Below are 14,706 nucleotides of genomic sequence, written 5' to 3'. Positions count from 1 at the left end.
CGTCACGTCAACGCAAGGCTTCATCCCTTGTGGGCGGCCTGCGCCTTGGTCAGTTCGATCATGCCCTGGGCGGCGCCCATCTCGGGCACGATCTCGCCGGTGCGGTCGGAGATTTCGGCAAAGCGGGCCGCCACCTGCTCGGGAGCGTCGTCGCCTACGGCGCGGATGCCCTGGGTCAAGGTGACATAGGCCCGTTCGAAACCGCCGGCGCCGGCGGTCAGGATACAGCGACTGGGCGCGTCCTCACTGACCAGATGCAGCAGGCCGGGGGAGACGGTGTCCGGGCCCAGCAGCTCGAGGGGCAGCCGGGCACCGAGGTCTTCCGTCATGCGCGTATGGGCGGTCGGGGCCAGGCAGTTGACGCGGATGTCGTTCTTCACCCCCTCGATCGACAGGGTCTGCATCAGGCCGACAAGGGCCATCTTGGCGGCGCCGTAGTTGGACTGACCAAAATTGCCGTAGAGGCCCGAGGACGAGGTGGTCATGACGATGCGGCCGTAGTTGGCCTCGCGCATGATGTCCCAGACCGCCTTGGTGCAATGGACGGCACCCATCAGGTGGACGTCCATGACGAAGCGGAAATCGTCCATCTCCATCTTGGCGAAGGTCTTGTCTCTCAGGACGCCGGCGTTGTTGACGAGGATGTCGACCCGGCCCCATTTCGCCATGGCGTCCGCGACCATGGCCTCGACGGCAGGATGGTCGGTGACGGAGGCGGCGTTGGCCATGGCCTCGCCGCCCGCGGCGACAATCTCGGCCACGACCGATTCGGCGGCCGTGGCGGATCCGCCGGAGCCATCGCGCGCGCCGCCGAGGTCGTTGACGACCACCTTTGCGCCGCGTTTCGCGAGGGCGAGGGCGTGTTCCCGGCCAAGGCCGCCTCCCGCGCCCGTCACGATCGCCACACGTCCGTCGAATCTCATCGCCATCTCGTCTGCTCCATATTCTGTCCCCGCTTCCTAGCAGGCGTTCTGATCGGGGAAAAAGCGGCCCAATGTGTTGAAACGGCGCCACAGTCGCCGCATTCGTAGCCAAAATGAGGAACCGGCGACCTACATTGTCGTTCGGCCTTGCGAGCGCCCCGTATAAACGGGGTCTTTCGGGCAACAACTGAATATGAGGGATATGATGAAGGTGAAACTTCTCGCCGGCGTCGCGATGGCAGGGCTGTTCGCAGCCGGCGTCGCCAACGCCGAGCCGAACGGCTGGTACGGCGCGGTGGACGCGGGCTACCACACGATCGACACCATCGAGTCGCGGTCGCAGACCACGGGTCGCCAGTTCGACTTTGAAGCCCAGGACGATTGGGCGGCCTTCGCCCGTCTGGGCTACCGGTTCGACCAGAACTGGCGTGTCGAGCTCGAGGGCGGCTATCGCTCGAACGACATCGAGACGATCACCAGCCCGAGCGCTGGCCTTCCGTCGGGCGTCTGCGCCATCGGTCCCGTTGCCAGCCCCTGCGTCGGGCCGGACGGCGAGATCAGCGCCGCGTCGCTGATGATGAATGTGATCTATGATTTCGGCAGCGAGGGCGATGCCCTGCGTCCGTTCATCGGTCTGGGCGCCGGCATGAACCGGGTCAACACCGAGTTCCTCGGCACGCTGGGTGGCTCGACCACCCTGCGCGGCGTGGGCGTCGGCGCTGACGACAGCTCGACCGAACTGGCGGCGCAAGCCATTGCCGGTCTGGCCTTCGCGATCAGCGACCGGGCCCATCTGGACCTGACCTATCGCTATCTGATGTCGAACTTCGAGACCGCGACCTTCGTGTCGTCGGCCCCGTCGGCTATCGGTCCGCTCGCGGGCCGTTATGACAACAGCCACACCCTGACGCTGGGCCTGCGCTATGCGTTCGGTGCGGACGAGCCGGACTATGTGCCGCCTCCCCCGCCCCCGCCGCCCCCGCCGCCCCCGCCCCCGCCGCCCCCGCCGCCTCCCCCGCCCCCGCCGCCTCCGGTTCCGGCCGCGCGTGAGTTCGTGGTGTATTTCGACTGGGATCGTTCGGACCTGACGGCCGAAGCCTCGTCGGTGGTGACGCAAGCCGCCAACTACGCCAAGTCGGGTCGTCCGACGCGCATCCTGGTCGTCGGTCACGCCGACACCTCGGGTTCCGCGGCGTACAACGTCGGCCTGTCGAACCGCCGTTCGCGCACCGTGGCTGATGCCCTGGTCGCCCAGGGCGTCAACGGCGGCGTGATCTCGCTGGACGGCAAGGGCGAAACCGCCCTGGCCCGCGCAACCGCCGACGGCGTGCGTGAGCCGCTCAACCGTCGCGCCACCATCGGCATCAACTTCCGCTAAACCCGGAAGGCCGAAGGCCAGCAACACAGAGCCGCCGGTCCCCGAAAGGGGGCCGGCGGTTTTGCTTTGTCGGATCGGAATGCGGTGCGCGGGGTGGTCAAAACCCCTGCCGCTCGCTATCTCCGCCCGACGGACGAAGGGCAGGTTTCAATGCGCGTAGCGATGATTGGCACGGGCTATGTGGGCCTGGTTTCGGGGGCGTGTTTCGCCGACTTCGGCCATGACGTGACCTGCGTGGACACGGACCCCTCCAAGATCGAGCGACTGGAGCGGGGCGAGATTCCGATCTTTGAACCGGGTCTGGATGATCTGGTGGCGGCCAATGTGCGCGGCGGCCGGCTGAGCTTCGCCCTGGACGGGGGCGAGGCGATCCGGGCAGCGGATGCGGTGTTCATCGCCGTGGGCACGCCGTCACGGCGTGGGGATGGTCACGCCGATCTGTCCTACGTCCATGCCGCCGCTGCGGAGATCGCCGACCGGATCGAGGGGTTCACCGTCGTGGTGACCAAGTCCACCGTCCCCGTCGGAACGGGCGACGAAATCGAGCGGATCATTCGCGAGCGCCGGCCTGACGCCGACTTCGCCGTGGTTTCGAACCCGGAGTTCCTGCGCGAGGGCGCCGCGATCGAGGACTTCAAACGACCCGACCGGGTGGTCGTGGGCACTGACGATGCGCGGGCCCAGGCGGTGATGCGCGAACTCTATCGGCCGCTGAACCTCAACGAGACGCCTATCCTGTTCACCGGCCGGCGCACCTCGGAACTGATCAAATATGCCGCCAACGCCTTCCTGGCGATGAAGATCACCTTCATCAACGAGATGGCCGACCTGTGTGAGGCCGTCGGGGCCGATGTGCAGCAGGTCGCGCGGGGCATTGGCCTGGACAAGCGGATCGGCGCCAAATTCCTGCACGCCGGGCCCGGTTACGGCGGCTCGTGTTTTCCCAAGGACACCCTGGCCCTGGTGCGTACCGCGACTGACGCGGGCTCACCGGTCCGCCTGATCGAGACGACGGTGGCCATCAACGATGCGCGCAAGAAGGCCATGGCCGGCAAGGTCGCGGCGTCGCTGGACGGCGAGATGAAAGGCAAGACGGTGGCCTTGCTGGGCCTGACGTTCAAGCCGAATACCGACGACATGCGCGACGCCCCGTCGCTGGATATCGCGCCGGCCCTGATCGCCATGGGCGCGACCGTCCAGGCGTTCGATCCGGAAGGGATGCATGAGGCGGCCCGGATGCTCGAAGGCGTCCAGTTCAAGGACGGTCCCTATGAGGCCGTGACGGGTGCCGATGTGGTGGTGATCGTGACCGAATGGGACCAGTTCCGGGCACTCGATCTCGATCGCATCAAGCTGCTCATGCAGCAGCCCGTCATGGTCGATCTGAGAAACGTCTACCGGCCCGACGAAATGCGGATTCGCGGCTTCCGCTACGCCTCGATCGGCCGGGCCTAGCGCCGCAGGACCACAGGGGTCAGCTCGGCGGCGACGACCGGGGCCTCGCCCCGGGGCAGAAGCGCCCGGCCGGCACCGATCACGACCGTCGCTGTCAGCACGGCCGAGACCGCGGCGATAGCGGCCAATTTCACCCCGTCGGCGAATTCCTGATGGTCCGGTCGCAAACGATTCCCCCGCAACGTGCGCGGTCCGTATCCAGCACCGGAAGCGTTGCGCCGCAAGTCACGGAACGGTGTCCGACGACAAAAAAGGGCGGAGCCGCGAAGCTCCGCCCTTCATTGTGTGCGCTAACGCTCGCGACGCGGTCGCTCGCTGCTTGAGCGCGAGTGGTGCGCCAATGCTCGCGATGGGGCCGCGTGATTTGAGCGCCTAGCCGCGGAACGGACGGATCAGGATCTCGACCCGGCGGTTCTGCGCCTTGCCCGCCGCGGTGTCGTTCGAGGCGATCGGGGCGCTTTCGCCGCGCCCGTCGACGTACAGGCGGTCGGCCAGTACATTGCGGCTGACCAGATACTGGGCCACCGACGAGGCGCGCTGACGCGAGAGGTTGAGGTTGTACTCGTCCGCGCCGTCCGAGTCGGCGTGGCCGACGATGTCGACGATCGACTGGTCATAGCGGTTCAGCACGCCGGCCACGTCGTCCAGCGTCGCGTTGAAGCGCGGGTTGATCGACGACTGGTTGGAGGCGAAGGTCACGTCCGACGGCATGCGCAGGACGAGATTGTCGCCCTGACGGGCCACACCGACGCCCGAGCCCGAGAGCTCGGCTTCCAGCTCACGTTGCTGGCGGTCCATGTACTGGCCGACGGCGGCGCCGCCCAGGGCGCCGATGCCGGCACCGATCAGCGCGTTCTTGCGGCCTTCCTCGGAGTTCGAGGTGTTGGTCAGATAGCCCAGCAGAGCCCCGCCCAGGGCACCGGCGATCACGCCCGTGCCGGTGTTGTTGCGGCGCGGTGCAGAGCTGTACGGATCCATGGTCGTGCAGGCCGCGCCGCCGAGGAGGATGGCGACGCTGGCGCCGGTGAGGAGAAGCTTGCTGCGCATGGTGGGGAGTCCTGTCTGTGAAAACCTGTCTGGCGCCGAAACGCGAGCTTACGGTGAAGGTTCCGACCTGTACCGGGGCTGAACGAACAATCCGGCGGCGCGATACCGTCCCGTCTTTGCCAAGTTCGCGGCTTAGGGCGTATGGAACCGCCAGTAGAAGAACGATGAGGCCCTGACGTGAGCGAGACCCTGAACCCCGAGACCGCCGCCACCGCCCGCAAGTCGATCGAGCCGGTCTCGATGAAGCTGCATGATGCGGACTTCCAGGCCTTCGCCGACAAGCTGGGAACCTCGTTCAAACGCTACGGCTTCGCGGTCATCGCGGACCACGGCCTTGATGAGGCGGTGATCAATGCCGCCGTGGCCGACACCAAGACCTTCTTCGCCCTGCCGGAAGAGACCAAGCGCCAATACCACCAGCCGGGCACCGGCGGCGCGCGCGGCCTGACGCCGTTCGGCGTGGAGGCGGCCAAGGGCGCGGCCACCGTCGATCTGAAGGAATTCTGGCACGTCGGGCGGGAACTGCCGGAAGGCCACCCCTACCGGAAATACATGCGCGACAACGTCTGGCCGGCCGAGGTCGAGGGTTTCCGGGAGCATGTCTACGGCATGTTCGCCGCCATGGACGGGCTCGGTGCCAAGATCCTGCGTGCCATCGCCCGCTATCTGGAGCTCGGGGACGACTATTTCGAGGACAAGGTCGAGATGGGCAACTCGATCCTGCGGATGCTGCACTATCCGCCGGTGCCTGCGGGTGCCTCAGGGGTGCGGGCCGGGGCGCACGAGGACATCAATGTCATCACCCTGCTGCTGGGCGCCGAGGAGGCCGGCCTGCAGCTCAAGGACGCCGACGGTGAATGGCTGGACATCGCACCGCCGCCGGGCGCGCTGGTGGTCAATATCGGCGACATGCTGCAACGACTGACCAACCATGTCCTGCCGTCGACCAGCCACCGGGTGATCAATCCGGCACCGGATCGGGCCAGCTTCGCCCGCTATTCGACGCCCTTCTTCCTGCACTTCAACCCGGACTTCGTGATCGAGACCCTGCCCAGCATGGTCTCGCCGGAAAACCCCGACCGCTACGCCGGCAAGGCGATCATGGCCGAGGATTTCCTGACCGAACGGCTGAAGGAAATCCGGCTCATTTGACGGCGCTAACGCCCGCGACGCGGTCGCGGGCTGCTTGAGCGTGGTGGGTTAGCGGGAAATTCTTAGCTGGGTGATGTCCCGGCCGATGGCATTGAAGGCCTCCGACAGCTCGTCGCCACTGCCGGCGTTGTAGAAGCCGCTGGCGGTCGTGGCGCAGTATTCCAGAAGGTCCTCCGCCCCGCCGCCGGCGGGAATCTGGAAGCCGACCGTATAGACCATGATCCCCCGCGCCTTCATCGCGTCGCACAGGGCCCGGCTCTGACCATAGGGCTCGCCATTGTCCGGGTCGCAGTTGTTGCTGGCCGCGCTGGCCGCGTTATAGCCCCGCGCCGTCACCCCGTTGCAGTAGGGAGCGTTGAACTCGCCATCGGTCATGATGATCACGGCCTTCAGGGTTTCCGCGGTGTTGTAGGCGGCGGCACCTGATGACGGCCACAGGGAGGCGAAGTTCGGGGAAACCATATACCAGCCCCAGCCGATGCCGATCTGGCCGGCGGTCGATCCGCTGACCGAGAAGGAGTCGATGTCCGCCTTGATGCCGTTGATGCTGCTGGACAGCGGTTCGATCGTGCTGCTCAGGCAGCTGCCGCTCATGTTCGGATAGTGGCGGCCCACCCGCGCGCCACTGGTCGGGGCCGCATCGGTGTAGGCCTCGTCGCCGGTCCGTTCGGTGACGCAGTCGCTGATCATGTGCGTCGCCAGATTCCCGTCCTCGTTCTCGAAGGCGTAGTAGGTGCAGCCCGGTCGGGCGCACCAGGACAGGCCGCCAGAGCTGTAGGGCGAGAGCGACGATGCCGTCAGATCGATGGTGAAGGTGTTGGTCGTGGCGTTTCCGACCAGATGGGTCTGGTCGTTGATCTGGGTCATGCCTCCCACGCCGGTGATGTAGACGTAGTCATTGTTGGCCAGTCCGTGATTGGCCGATGTGATGGTGATGGAGCAGTCGTTGTCCTGGCATTTCTGGACGCGGCCCGAACTGCCCGAGTGATTGCTGTAGCTCCGGCCGTCCACTCGGCTGCCCCCCAGCGTATAGAGCTCGAAGGTGTTGGCGGTCTTGTTCTTGACCAGGTAGGCCTTGTTGTTGAGCTGGGTCATCCCGGAAACACCGGAAACCCAGACCACATCGTTGTTGGAAAACCCGTGCGCGTTCGAGGTGATCACGACCGGCCGGGCCTTGGTCGCCGCCGTGATGGTCCTCTGGGTGCCGGTCAGGTTGATGACCGCGCCGGTGATGGCGGTCGATCCGGTGACGGAACCGCGCACCGAGTTCAGATAGCTGCCCGGATTGACCGAATAGGACCAGGGCACCAGCGCGACCTTGGAATAGTAGGGGGTCTGCACCGGCTGGACGATCAGGTCGACGAGATCCTTGGCCGCATCTTTCAGGTCCTGAAGCTTCTGCCCGCCCATGGAGCCGGACAGGTCGAGAACCATGGCAACCTCGATGTTGCGCGACGACCGGTCGACCTCCGAATGGGCGCCGACCGGCAGATAGTCGTCCATGAACTTGCCGTAGGGTGGCAGGAAGATGTTGGCGACCAGGGTCTTCACATCGACCATGGAGTTGGCGATCACGACGTCGTCGCTGTTCAGGACGAAGCTGGTGTCGGCCTCGCGCAGGGTGATCTCTGGATAGGCCTTGAGGTTGGCCCGCAGCGAGGCCATGCCCACAGTCTGGAGCTCGGCGTTGGTGGTGTAGGGCGATCGGGCGGCGGCGAGGGCGGCGGCGTCCAGCGCATCCTGCAGGTTCACCCGGACGGTCGAGGCGCGGTGGATATCGACGCCGCCGACCGTCATCAGGATCAGCACAGGCAGGCTGAGGCCGAACAGCATGGCCACATTGCCGCGCGCATCATCGGCCATGCGGCGCGTGAAGGCCCGCAGGCCTTTGCCGATGCCATCAATCCAGGTTTTCAGCCCCATCGCCGCGTCCGCCATCAGCCGCAGGCGCAATCCGCCCACGCTCATCCGGTCGAAAATGAACCAACCCGGTTAAGAGAAGGCCCAACGCCAAGGGTTAACGAGATCGCTGTTCGGCGACCGCGTCAGGCTTCCCAGCCGCAGTCCTTGCCGCGGTTCTGGGCCGTCAGCCAGGTGTTCAGCGGGGCGAAATAGTCGGCCACGGCCGAGGCGTCATTCTCGCGCTGGCCGGTGAAGGCCTCCATCGCCTCGGGCCATGGGCGGGACTGGCCCATCTCCATCATGGCGTTGAAGCGCGCGCCGACCTCTGCGTTTCCGTAGACGGAGCAGCGGTGCAGGGGGCCGGTCCAGCCGGCCTGTGCGCAGGCCGCCTTGTGGAACTGGAACTGGTAGATGTGGGCCAGGAAGTAGCGGGTGTAAGGCGTGTTGCCCGGGATATGGTATTTGGCGCCCGCGTCGAAGGCGTTCGCCGGGCGGGGTCCGGGCGGCACCAGACCCTGGTAGCGCAGCATGTTGGCCGACCAGGCGTCATTGTATTCGGCCGGGCTGGTCTCGCCCGAGAACACGCCCCAGCGCCAGCGGTCGACCATCAGGCCGAACGGCAGGAAGGCGATCTTGTCGAGGGCCATCTTGAGCAGGAAGGGAATGTCCTCTTCCGCCCCCGGCGTGGTCTGCAGCAGGCCGATCTGGTTCAGATAGGTCGGGGTCAGGGCGGACAGGCCGACAAAGTCGCCGATGGCCTCGTGGAAACCGTCGTTCGCCCCGTTCTTGAACAGGAAGGGCTGATCCTTGTAGGCGCGCTGGTAGTAGTTGTGCCCGAGCTCGTGGTGGACCGTATAGAAGTCCTCGCCATTCACCTCGGTGCACATCTTGATGCGGATGTCCTCGAGGTTGTCGAGGTCCCAGGCCGAGGCGTGGCAGACCACTTCGCGGTCGCGGGGGCGGGTGATCTGGCTGCGTTCCCAGAAGGTGTCCGGCAGCTCGGCCAGGCCCATGGAGACGTAGAAGCCCTCGCCCGTCTCGACCATCTTGCGGGCGTCGTAGCCCGAGGCGACCAGCCGCTCGGTCAGGTCATAGCTGGAGGCACCGCCCGTGGCCGGAGCCACGACGTCATAGATATTGCCCCACTGCTGCGACCACATATTGCCCACCAGGTCAGCGCGGATCGGGCCATTGTCGGGCTGGACGGCGTCTCCGTAGCGCTCGTTCAGCCGGCTGCGGACATAGCAGTGCAGGTTTTCGTAGAAGGGTTTGACCTGTTCCCACAGACGGTCGGTCTCGGCGGCGAAGGCGTCAGGCTCCATGTCGTAGCCGGCGCGCCACATGGCACCGGTATCGGCGAAGCCCAGTTCTGCGGCGCCCTCGTTGGCGATGGCGACCATGCGGGCGTAGTCGGGTGCCATGACCGGCGAGATGGTGCGCCAGCCTTCATACAGGGCGCGTGCCTCGGCCGGATCGCGGGTCGTGGCGAGAAGGGCGGAGGCTTCCTCGAGGGTGATCTGACGGCCCTGGTATTCGAACTTTCCGGTGGCGTATGTCGAGTCCAGCCGGGTCGTGATCTCGGCCAGCTCGCCGGCGGCACCGGGGCGGTTGGGGGCCGGCAGCACGATGCCGAGGCGCAGAAGGTTCAGCTTGCGCCGCACGTCGGCGGGCACCTCCACGTCGTTGAACCGGGCGGCACCATTGGCCAGTTCGACCTGTAGCTCGGTGTATTCGGCGTTGACGCGGCTCTCCAGCCACATGGTGTCGTGGGTGATATTGGTGGCGCGGGTCCACTGGATGCGGGCGGCCTCCTCGCTGAGGGCGGCGAGGCGGGTTTCGGCGGTGGCGACGAAGGTGGTCGCGTCCGCGGCGGTCGGGATGGCGGCGGTGACCGCGCCTTCATCGACCGAGGCAGGCACCATCGCTTCGTCGGTCATGCCGAGGCTGGCGCAACCGGCCATGCCGAGGGTCAGGGCACAGGCGGCGGCGGCCGTCATCAGGGTGCGTTTCATGGGGCGATCCTCCTTGCGCGGTCTGACGCCGCGTCGCTGGGCGGGCAGGTGAAGCGAGCCGGAGGCCTCCGTCAAGCGGCGCCGTTCAACCCGCCACGCAGGCGGCCAGACCCTGCTCCCGTACCGTGCCCATGGCGGCCTGGATGCGCGGGGTGCGGCGGCGGATGTAGGGGCCGGGCGAGGCGGCGTTGTAGCGCCGCGGGGAGGGCAGGATGGCGGCCAGCCGGGCGGCCTCGCGCGCGGTCAGCTGATCCGCGGACTTGCCGAACCAGTGCTGTGAGGCGGCCTCGGCACCATAGACCCCGGGTGCCCATTCGGCGATGTTGAGATAGACCTCCATGATCCGCCGCTTGCCCCAGACGGTCTCGATGGCAACCGTGTAGCCGGCCTCCAGCCCCTTGCGGATCCAGTCCCGGCCCGGCCAGAGGAAGGCGTTCTTGGCGGTCTGCTGGCTGATGGTCGAACCGCCACGGATGCGGCCCGAGCCGCGCTTCTCAGCCCGGGCATTGGCCTTGAGCGCGCGTTCGATGGCCTTCATGTCGAAGCCGTTGTGGGAACAGAAGGTCGAGTCCTCGGAGGCGATGACGGCCTGGACCAGCCTCGGCGAGATGTCGTCCAGCGACCGCCAGCGGTAGGACAGGCCCTCGCCCTCGACCGAACGGCTGATCATCAGGAAGGTGGGCGGCGGAGCGATCCAGCGCTGGATGACCACGCTACCGGCCCCCAGCAGGATCAGCAGCAGGAACAGGGTCAGCAGAGGCCGGCGTCTCCGGCGGCCGGGGACGTTCGCCGCGGGCAAGTGTCAGCCCTCGTCGGTGTCGAAGAAGTCGACGACGCCGTCGTCCAGGTCGTAGCGGGCTCCGACAATGCGCAGCTCACCGCGGGCCTGCCGCTCCAGCAAGGCGGACGAGGCGGTTTCGCGCAGGTGCTGGATCACCTGGCGGACATTTTCGCGCACGGACTGATCCACGAGATCGCCCTCGGGATGGGCCGCCCGGGCCGCGAGGACGGCGGGGATGATCGGTTGCAGCATCGCCCCGACGGCACCGGAGAAATGGGTGTTCCGTTGCACCACATCGGCGGCCGCCGAGACGGCACCGCAGCGTTCATGGCCCATGACCACGACAAGCGGCACACCCAGATGCTCGACGGCGTACTCGATCGACCCCAGGGCCGTAGTGTCTACCGTGTTGCCGGCGACGCGGACCGTGAACAGCTCGCCCAGTCCCCGGCCAAACACCATCTCGGGGGGAACGCGGCTGTCCGAACAGGACACCAGCACGGCGAAGGGTGCCTGGCCTGTGGCGAGCGCGTGCCGGCGCGCTTCATCCAGGCTCACGGGAAGCGGGTGATCCGATGCGAAGGCCTGGTTGCCCTGGCGCAGTCGCTCCAGCGCCTCATCGGGCGTCAGACCGCCTTGGCCGGCGTGAGGATCGGTGCCGGCGAGGGCCGGAGCCGCCAGGGCGGCGACCGGTGCCGCAATGGCCCACTGGACAAGAGACCGCCTCGAGAGGCTTTCAAGCGTTGCGTTCATCGTACTTCCCCCTGTCCGCTTACTGTGACGCTTGCCGCGGGACAGCGCTAGCCCGCTTCGGCCACGCCCGCATTGCCGTCCTCGTCGGCCCAGGCGACCCGGGTGGCGTCGGCACTCATGGCCAGGGCGGTGATCGGGGCACCCCGGTCGGCCTTCAGGAAATTCAGCCCCTGGCCCGCAGGATCGGCCAGCCAGACGCGGCCGTCACTGAGACCGGCGGCGAGCAGTCCATGCTTCGGTTGCGAGGTGACAAGGGCGACGAGGCTGCCCTCGTCGAAGCCGATCTCGGTGGCCTCGCGACCCATGGGGCCGTTGGCCCCGACGAAGGGCCAGAGCACGGCACCCTGCGCACCCGAGGTGGCCAGCAGCTGGCCGTTGGACAGGAAGCTGAAGGCCCGGACCTTGGACGGATAGCCGCCCATCCGCATGTTCTTCTGATCCTTCAGGCGCCAGCCGTGCAGCTGGGAGTCCTGCATGGCGGTGACCACGAAGGCGCCGTCGGGCGAGAAGGTCACGGCGGTGTGCGAGCCCGCCCATTTGAGGAAGGTCGGCTTCTGTTCGGCGATGCGGGCGAACCACAGGGCGGCGCCGCCATAGGTCGAGGCCGCGATCCGTCGGCCCTTGGGCTCGAAAGCCACGCCCGAGACGGTGCGCTCGTGCTGGAAGTCGCGGCGGAAGCCGGCGTCCTTCGCATCCAGAACGGTCAGGGTCTTGCCGGCGGAGAAGGCGATCAGGCCGCTTTCGGCCGAGGCGTCGACGGCGTCGATCCACTGGCCCCTGGCGCTGGTGGCCAGCACGCCGGCGTCGGCGCGGCGGTGCCAGATCAGGCGGCCGTCGTCGCCGCCCGTGATCACGCCTTCGCCGGAGGGGTGGACGACGGCGCACAGGATGGCACCGTCATGGGCGGCGCTGAACGCCCCGTCCTCGAACCGCACCGAGCCGTCGCCGAGTGCGAAGACCGCGCCTTCGGCGTCGAAGACGATGGCGGTAATCTGGGCGTCGAACGTCGTCTTCACGCGGCGCAGGCCTCGAACCCGGCCTTCAGCGCGGCCTCGTCCAGCTCGCGGCCGATGAAGACGGCGCGCGACCAGCGGCGCTCGGTGGCGCCCCATTCACGCTGGAGATCGCCCTCCAGGATCATGTGCACGGCCTGGAACACCAGGCGGCGGTCCTCGCCGCTGACGTCAATGATGCCCTTGGCGCGCAGGATGTTCTGACCCTGCTCGCCGAGCAGGCGGTCGAGCCAGGCGGTGAATTTGGTCCCGTCCATTGGCCGGTCAAGCGACAGGGAAATGCCCTTGATGTCGTCCTCGTGCGCATGGCCGCGCGCGCCGTGGTGATGGTCGTGATCATGGGCGTGGTGGTGACCCTCGTGGTCGTGCCCATGGTCGTGGTGGTCGTGGCCGCAGTGTTCGTCGTGGACGTGGCCGGCCTCGCCATGGGCGGGATTGGCGAACTCGGGGTTGATGTCGAGGATGCGGCCGAGGTCGAAGCCACCGAGGCCCAGCACCTGGTCCAGCGGGACATTGGCGCGCTCGGCGCGGGTGATGGGTGCGAGCGGGTTCAGACGGCGCAGGCGCTGTTCGACCTCGACCAGCTCGGCCTCGGTCACCAGGTCGGTCTTGTTGAGGATGATGCGGTCGGCGAAGGCGACCTGTTCGCGCGCCTCCTTCGAGTCGTCCAGCCGGGCCATGACGTGTTTGGCGTCGACCAGGGCGGTGACGCTGTCGAGCTGGGTCTTGGCCTTGACGTCCTCGTCCACGAAGAAGGTCTGGGCCACCGGGCCGGGGTCGGCGAGGCCGGTGGTCTCGACGATGATGGCGTCGAACGCGGGCTTGCCGGGACGCTGGCGCTTCATCAGGCCGGCGACAACGCGGATCAGGTCGCCGCGCACGGTGCAGCAGACGCAGCCGTTGTTCATCTCGAAGACGTCCTCGTCGGCACCGACGACGAGGTCGTTATCGATGCCGATCTCGCCGAACTCATTGACGATGACGGCGTAACGCTTGCCGTGGTCCTCGGTGAGGATGCGGTTCAGCAGGGTGGTCTTGCCGGCGCCGAGGTAGCCGGTGAGGACGGTGACGGGGATCTTGTCGGTCATGGCGCTCATCTAGGGGGTGAGAGGCGGCAACGAAAGGCTGACTACTCCCGCTTTCGTCATCCTCCGGCGAGCGAAGCGAGACCGGGGGACCCAGCGGCGCGCGTCAGCGCGACACTGTCGGGAGCGCCGCTGTTTGCGACAGCCTGCCTGAACAGGTCGCCTTCGGCGCCGCTGGGTCCCCCGGTCGGCGTCGCTTCGCTCCTTGCCGGAGAATGACGAAAGCAAGATCAGCAGGTCGGACAGTCGGCCAGCGGCTCAGCTTCCAGCTGCAGGGTGGTGTGGCCGATGCGGAATTTTCCACGCGCCAGCGCCTGCGCCTCGACCAGAAGCGCGTCGGCGTCGGGGCGGTCGTGGCAGAGGTGGGCGGTCAGGGCGGTCTCGGTGGTCGACAGACCCCAGACGTGGAGGTCATGCACGGCGGTGACGCCGGGCAGGGACAGGAAGGCGGCGCGGATCGCTTCGACGTCGACGCCGCGCGGGGCCGCGTCCAGCGCCAGATTGACCGAGTCCTTCAGCAGGCCCCAGGTCCCCAGAAGGATGACGACGACGATCACGATGCTGACCAGCGGATCGATGATCGACCAGCCGGAGACCATGATCACCGCCCCGGCGATGACCACGCCGATCGAGACGGCGGCATCGGCCATCATGTGCAGATAGGCGCCGCGGGCGTTCAGATCGCTGTGCTGGTCGCGCATGAACAGCAGGGCGGTGCCGAGGTTGATCACGAAACCGATGGCCGCGACGCCCATGATCAGGCTGCTCATCACCGGCGCGGGCTCGGCCAGACGGCGGACGGCTTCGAAGGCGATGGCCCCGCAGGCGAAGATCAGCAGCAGGGCGTTGGCGAGGGCCGCCAGCACGGTGGCCTTGCCGTAGCCGTAGGTGTTCTGCGATCCGCTGGCCCGCCGCGCCAGCCAGGCGGCACCACCGGCCATGGCCAGACCCAGGACGTCTGACAGATTGTGCCCCGCATCCGCCATCAGGGCGGTGGAGCCGCTGAAGATACCCGCCCCGAACTCGATGCCGACGAAGGCGAGATTGACGATCAGGCCGACGGCGTAGCGCCAGTCGCCGGTGTCGACCGGGCCGTGGTGGTGACCGCCGGGACCGTGGGCGTGCCCATGGTCGTGCCCATGATCGTGGGCGTGGGCGTGCGCGTGGCTGTGGTCGTGATCGTGGGAGCCGTGAGCGTGCGCCAT

The 14,706-nt window shown here is 67.3% G+C and carries 13 protein-coding genes; 3 read left to right on the top strand and 10 right to left on the bottom strand.

The annotated features are described in order from the left end of the window. Nucleotides 1-20: 20 nt before the first annotated feature. On the bottom strand, nucleotides 21-929 hold the full coding sequence (locus tag KB221_14590) for an SDR family NAD(P)-dependent oxidoreductase (GenBank protein ID WIY69282.1): 909 nt from the start codon (nucleotides 927-929) through the stop codon (nucleotides 21-23). Nucleotides 930-1,128: 199 nt separating this feature from the next. Here KB221_14590 and KB221_14585 point away from each other — a divergent pair, with 199 nt between their 5' ends. Next, a complete protein-coding gene (locus KB221_14585; protein WIY69281.1) occupies nucleotides 1,129-2,301 on the top strand; it encodes an outer membrane beta-barrel protein in 1,173 nt (390 codons plus the stop codon). Between the two features lie 150 nt (nucleotides 2,302-2,451). Beyond that, nucleotides 2,452-3,756 carry a UDP-glucose/GDP-mannose dehydrogenase family protein gene (locus KB221_14580; protein WIY69280.1) on the top strand — a complete coding sequence of 435 codons (1,305 nt, stop codon included), beginning with the start codon at nucleotides 2,452-2,454 and terminating at the stop codon, nucleotides 3,754-3,756. Here KB221_14580 and KB221_14575 read toward each other — a convergent pair. Continuing rightward, nucleotides 3,753-3,890, bottom strand: coding sequence for a hypothetical protein (locus KB221_14575; GenBank protein ID WIY69279.1), 138 nt, complete (start codon nucleotides 3,888-3,890; stop codon nucleotides 3,753-3,755). The two genes, KB221_14580 and KB221_14575, sit on opposite strands and share 4 nt — an antisense overlap. A gap of 238 nt (nucleotides 3,891-4,128) precedes the next feature. After that, nucleotides 4,129-4,803 carry an OmpA family protein gene (locus tag KB221_14570; GenBank protein WIY69278.1) on the bottom strand — a complete coding sequence of 225 codons (675 nt, stop codon included), beginning with the start codon at nucleotides 4,801-4,803 and terminating at the stop codon, nucleotides 4,129-4,131. A gap of 240 nt (nucleotides 4,804-5,043) precedes the next feature. Here KB221_14570 and KB221_14565 point away from each other — a divergent pair, with 240 nt between their 5' ends. Continuing rightward, on the top strand, nucleotides 5,044-5,955 hold the full coding sequence (locus tag KB221_14565; protein WIY70944.1) for a 2-oxoglutarate and iron-dependent oxygenase domain-containing protein: 912 nt from the start codon (nucleotides 5,044-5,046) through the stop codon (nucleotides 5,953-5,955). Nucleotides 5,956-6,003: 48 nt separating this feature from the next. On the opposite strand, the gene KB221_14560 is transcribed toward KB221_14565, so the two are convergent. The 7 genes from KB221_14560 to KB221_14530 form a co-directional block, all read right to left on the bottom strand. Next, nucleotides 6,004-7,917 (bottom strand): ubiquitin-activating E1 FCCH domain-containing protein, encoded by a 1,914-nt coding sequence (locus KB221_14560; protein ID WIY69277.1) that lies wholly within the window; start codon nucleotides 7,915-7,917, stop codon nucleotides 6,004-6,006. A gap of 83 nt (nucleotides 7,918-8,000) precedes the next feature. Next, nucleotides 8,001-9,869 (bottom strand): M2 family metallopeptidase, encoded by a 1,869-nt coding sequence (locus KB221_14555; GenBank protein ID WIY69276.1) that lies wholly within the window; start codon nucleotides 9,867-9,869, stop codon nucleotides 8,001-8,003. 85 nt (nucleotides 9,870-9,954) lie between these two features. Continuing rightward, the gene (mtgA, locus tag KB221_14550; GenBank protein WIY69275.1) at nucleotides 9,955-10,668 is read right to left on the bottom strand and encodes a monofunctional biosynthetic peptidoglycan transglycosylase; all 714 of its coding nucleotides are present in this window, start codon (nucleotides 10,666-10,668) and stop codon (nucleotides 9,955-9,957) included. Nucleotides 10,669-10,671: 3 nt separating this feature from the next. Then, a complete protein-coding gene (locus KB221_14545; protein ID WIY69274.1) occupies nucleotides 10,672-11,403 on the bottom strand; it encodes a carbonic anhydrase in 732 nt (243 codons plus the stop codon). 47 nt (nucleotides 11,404-11,450) lie between these two features. Then, nucleotides 11,451-12,419, bottom strand: a complete 969-nt coding sequence (locus KB221_14540) for a WD40 repeat domain-containing protein (GenBank protein ID WIY69273.1) — start codon at nucleotides 12,417-12,419, stop codon at nucleotides 11,451-11,453. Further along, on the bottom strand, nucleotides 12,416-13,504 hold the full coding sequence (locus tag KB221_14535) for a GTP-binding protein (protein WIY69272.1): 1,089 nt from the start codon (nucleotides 13,502-13,504) through the stop codon (nucleotides 12,416-12,418). Before KB221_14535 ends, KB221_14540 begins: the two co-directional genes overlap by 4 nt. A 227-nt stretch (nucleotides 13,505-13,731) precedes the next feature. Next, the gene (locus KB221_14530; GenBank protein WIY69271.1) at nucleotides 13,732-14,706 is read right to left on the bottom strand and encodes a cation diffusion facilitator family transporter; all 975 of its coding nucleotides are present in this window, start codon (nucleotides 14,704-14,706) and stop codon (nucleotides 13,732-13,734) included.

The organism is Aquidulcibacter paucihalophilus (genome assembly GCA_030285985.1).
GTDB lineage: Bacteria > Pseudomonadota > Alphaproteobacteria > Caulobacterales > Caulobacteraceae > Brevundimonas.
This window is presented reverse-complemented; position numbering and strand designations above follow the sequence as displayed.

Excerpts from the sequence above, each read along its gene's own strand:
- KB221_14590 (WIY69282.1), bottom strand. The coding sequence starts at position 929 with ATGGCGATGAGATTCGACGGACGTGTGGCGATCGTGACGGGCGCGGGA.
- KB221_14585 (WIY69281.1), top strand. The coding sequence starts at position 1,129 with ATGAAGGTGAAACTTCTCGCCGGCGTCGCGATGGCAGGGCTGTTCGCA.
- KB221_14580 (WIY69280.1), top strand. The coding sequence starts at position 2,452 with ATGCGCGTAGCGATGATTGGCACGGGCTATGTGGGCCTGGTTTCGGGG.
- KB221_14570 (WIY69278.1), bottom strand. The coding sequence starts at position 4,803 with ATGCGCAGCAAGCTTCTCCTCACCGGCGCCAGCGTCGCCATCCTCCTC.
- KB221_14565 (WIY70944.1), top strand. The coding sequence starts at position 5,044 with ATGAAGCTGCATGATGCGGACTTCCAGGCCTTCGCCGACAAGCTGGGA.
- KB221_14555 (WIY69276.1), bottom strand. The coding sequence starts at position 9,869 with ATGAAACGCACCCTGATGACGGCCGCCGCCGCCTGTGCCCTGACCCTC.
- KB221_14545 (WIY69274.1), bottom strand. The coding sequence starts at position 11,403 with ATGAACGCAACGCTTGAAAGCCTCTCGAGGCGGTCTCTTGTCCAGTGG.
- KB221_14535 (WIY69272.1), bottom strand. The coding sequence starts at position 13,504 with ATGACCGACAAGATCCCCGTCACCGTCCTCACCGGCTACCTCGGCGCC.
- KB221_14530 (WIY69271.1), bottom strand. The coding sequence starts at position 14,706 with ATGGCGCACGCTCACGGCTCCCACGATCACGACCACAGCCACGCGCAC.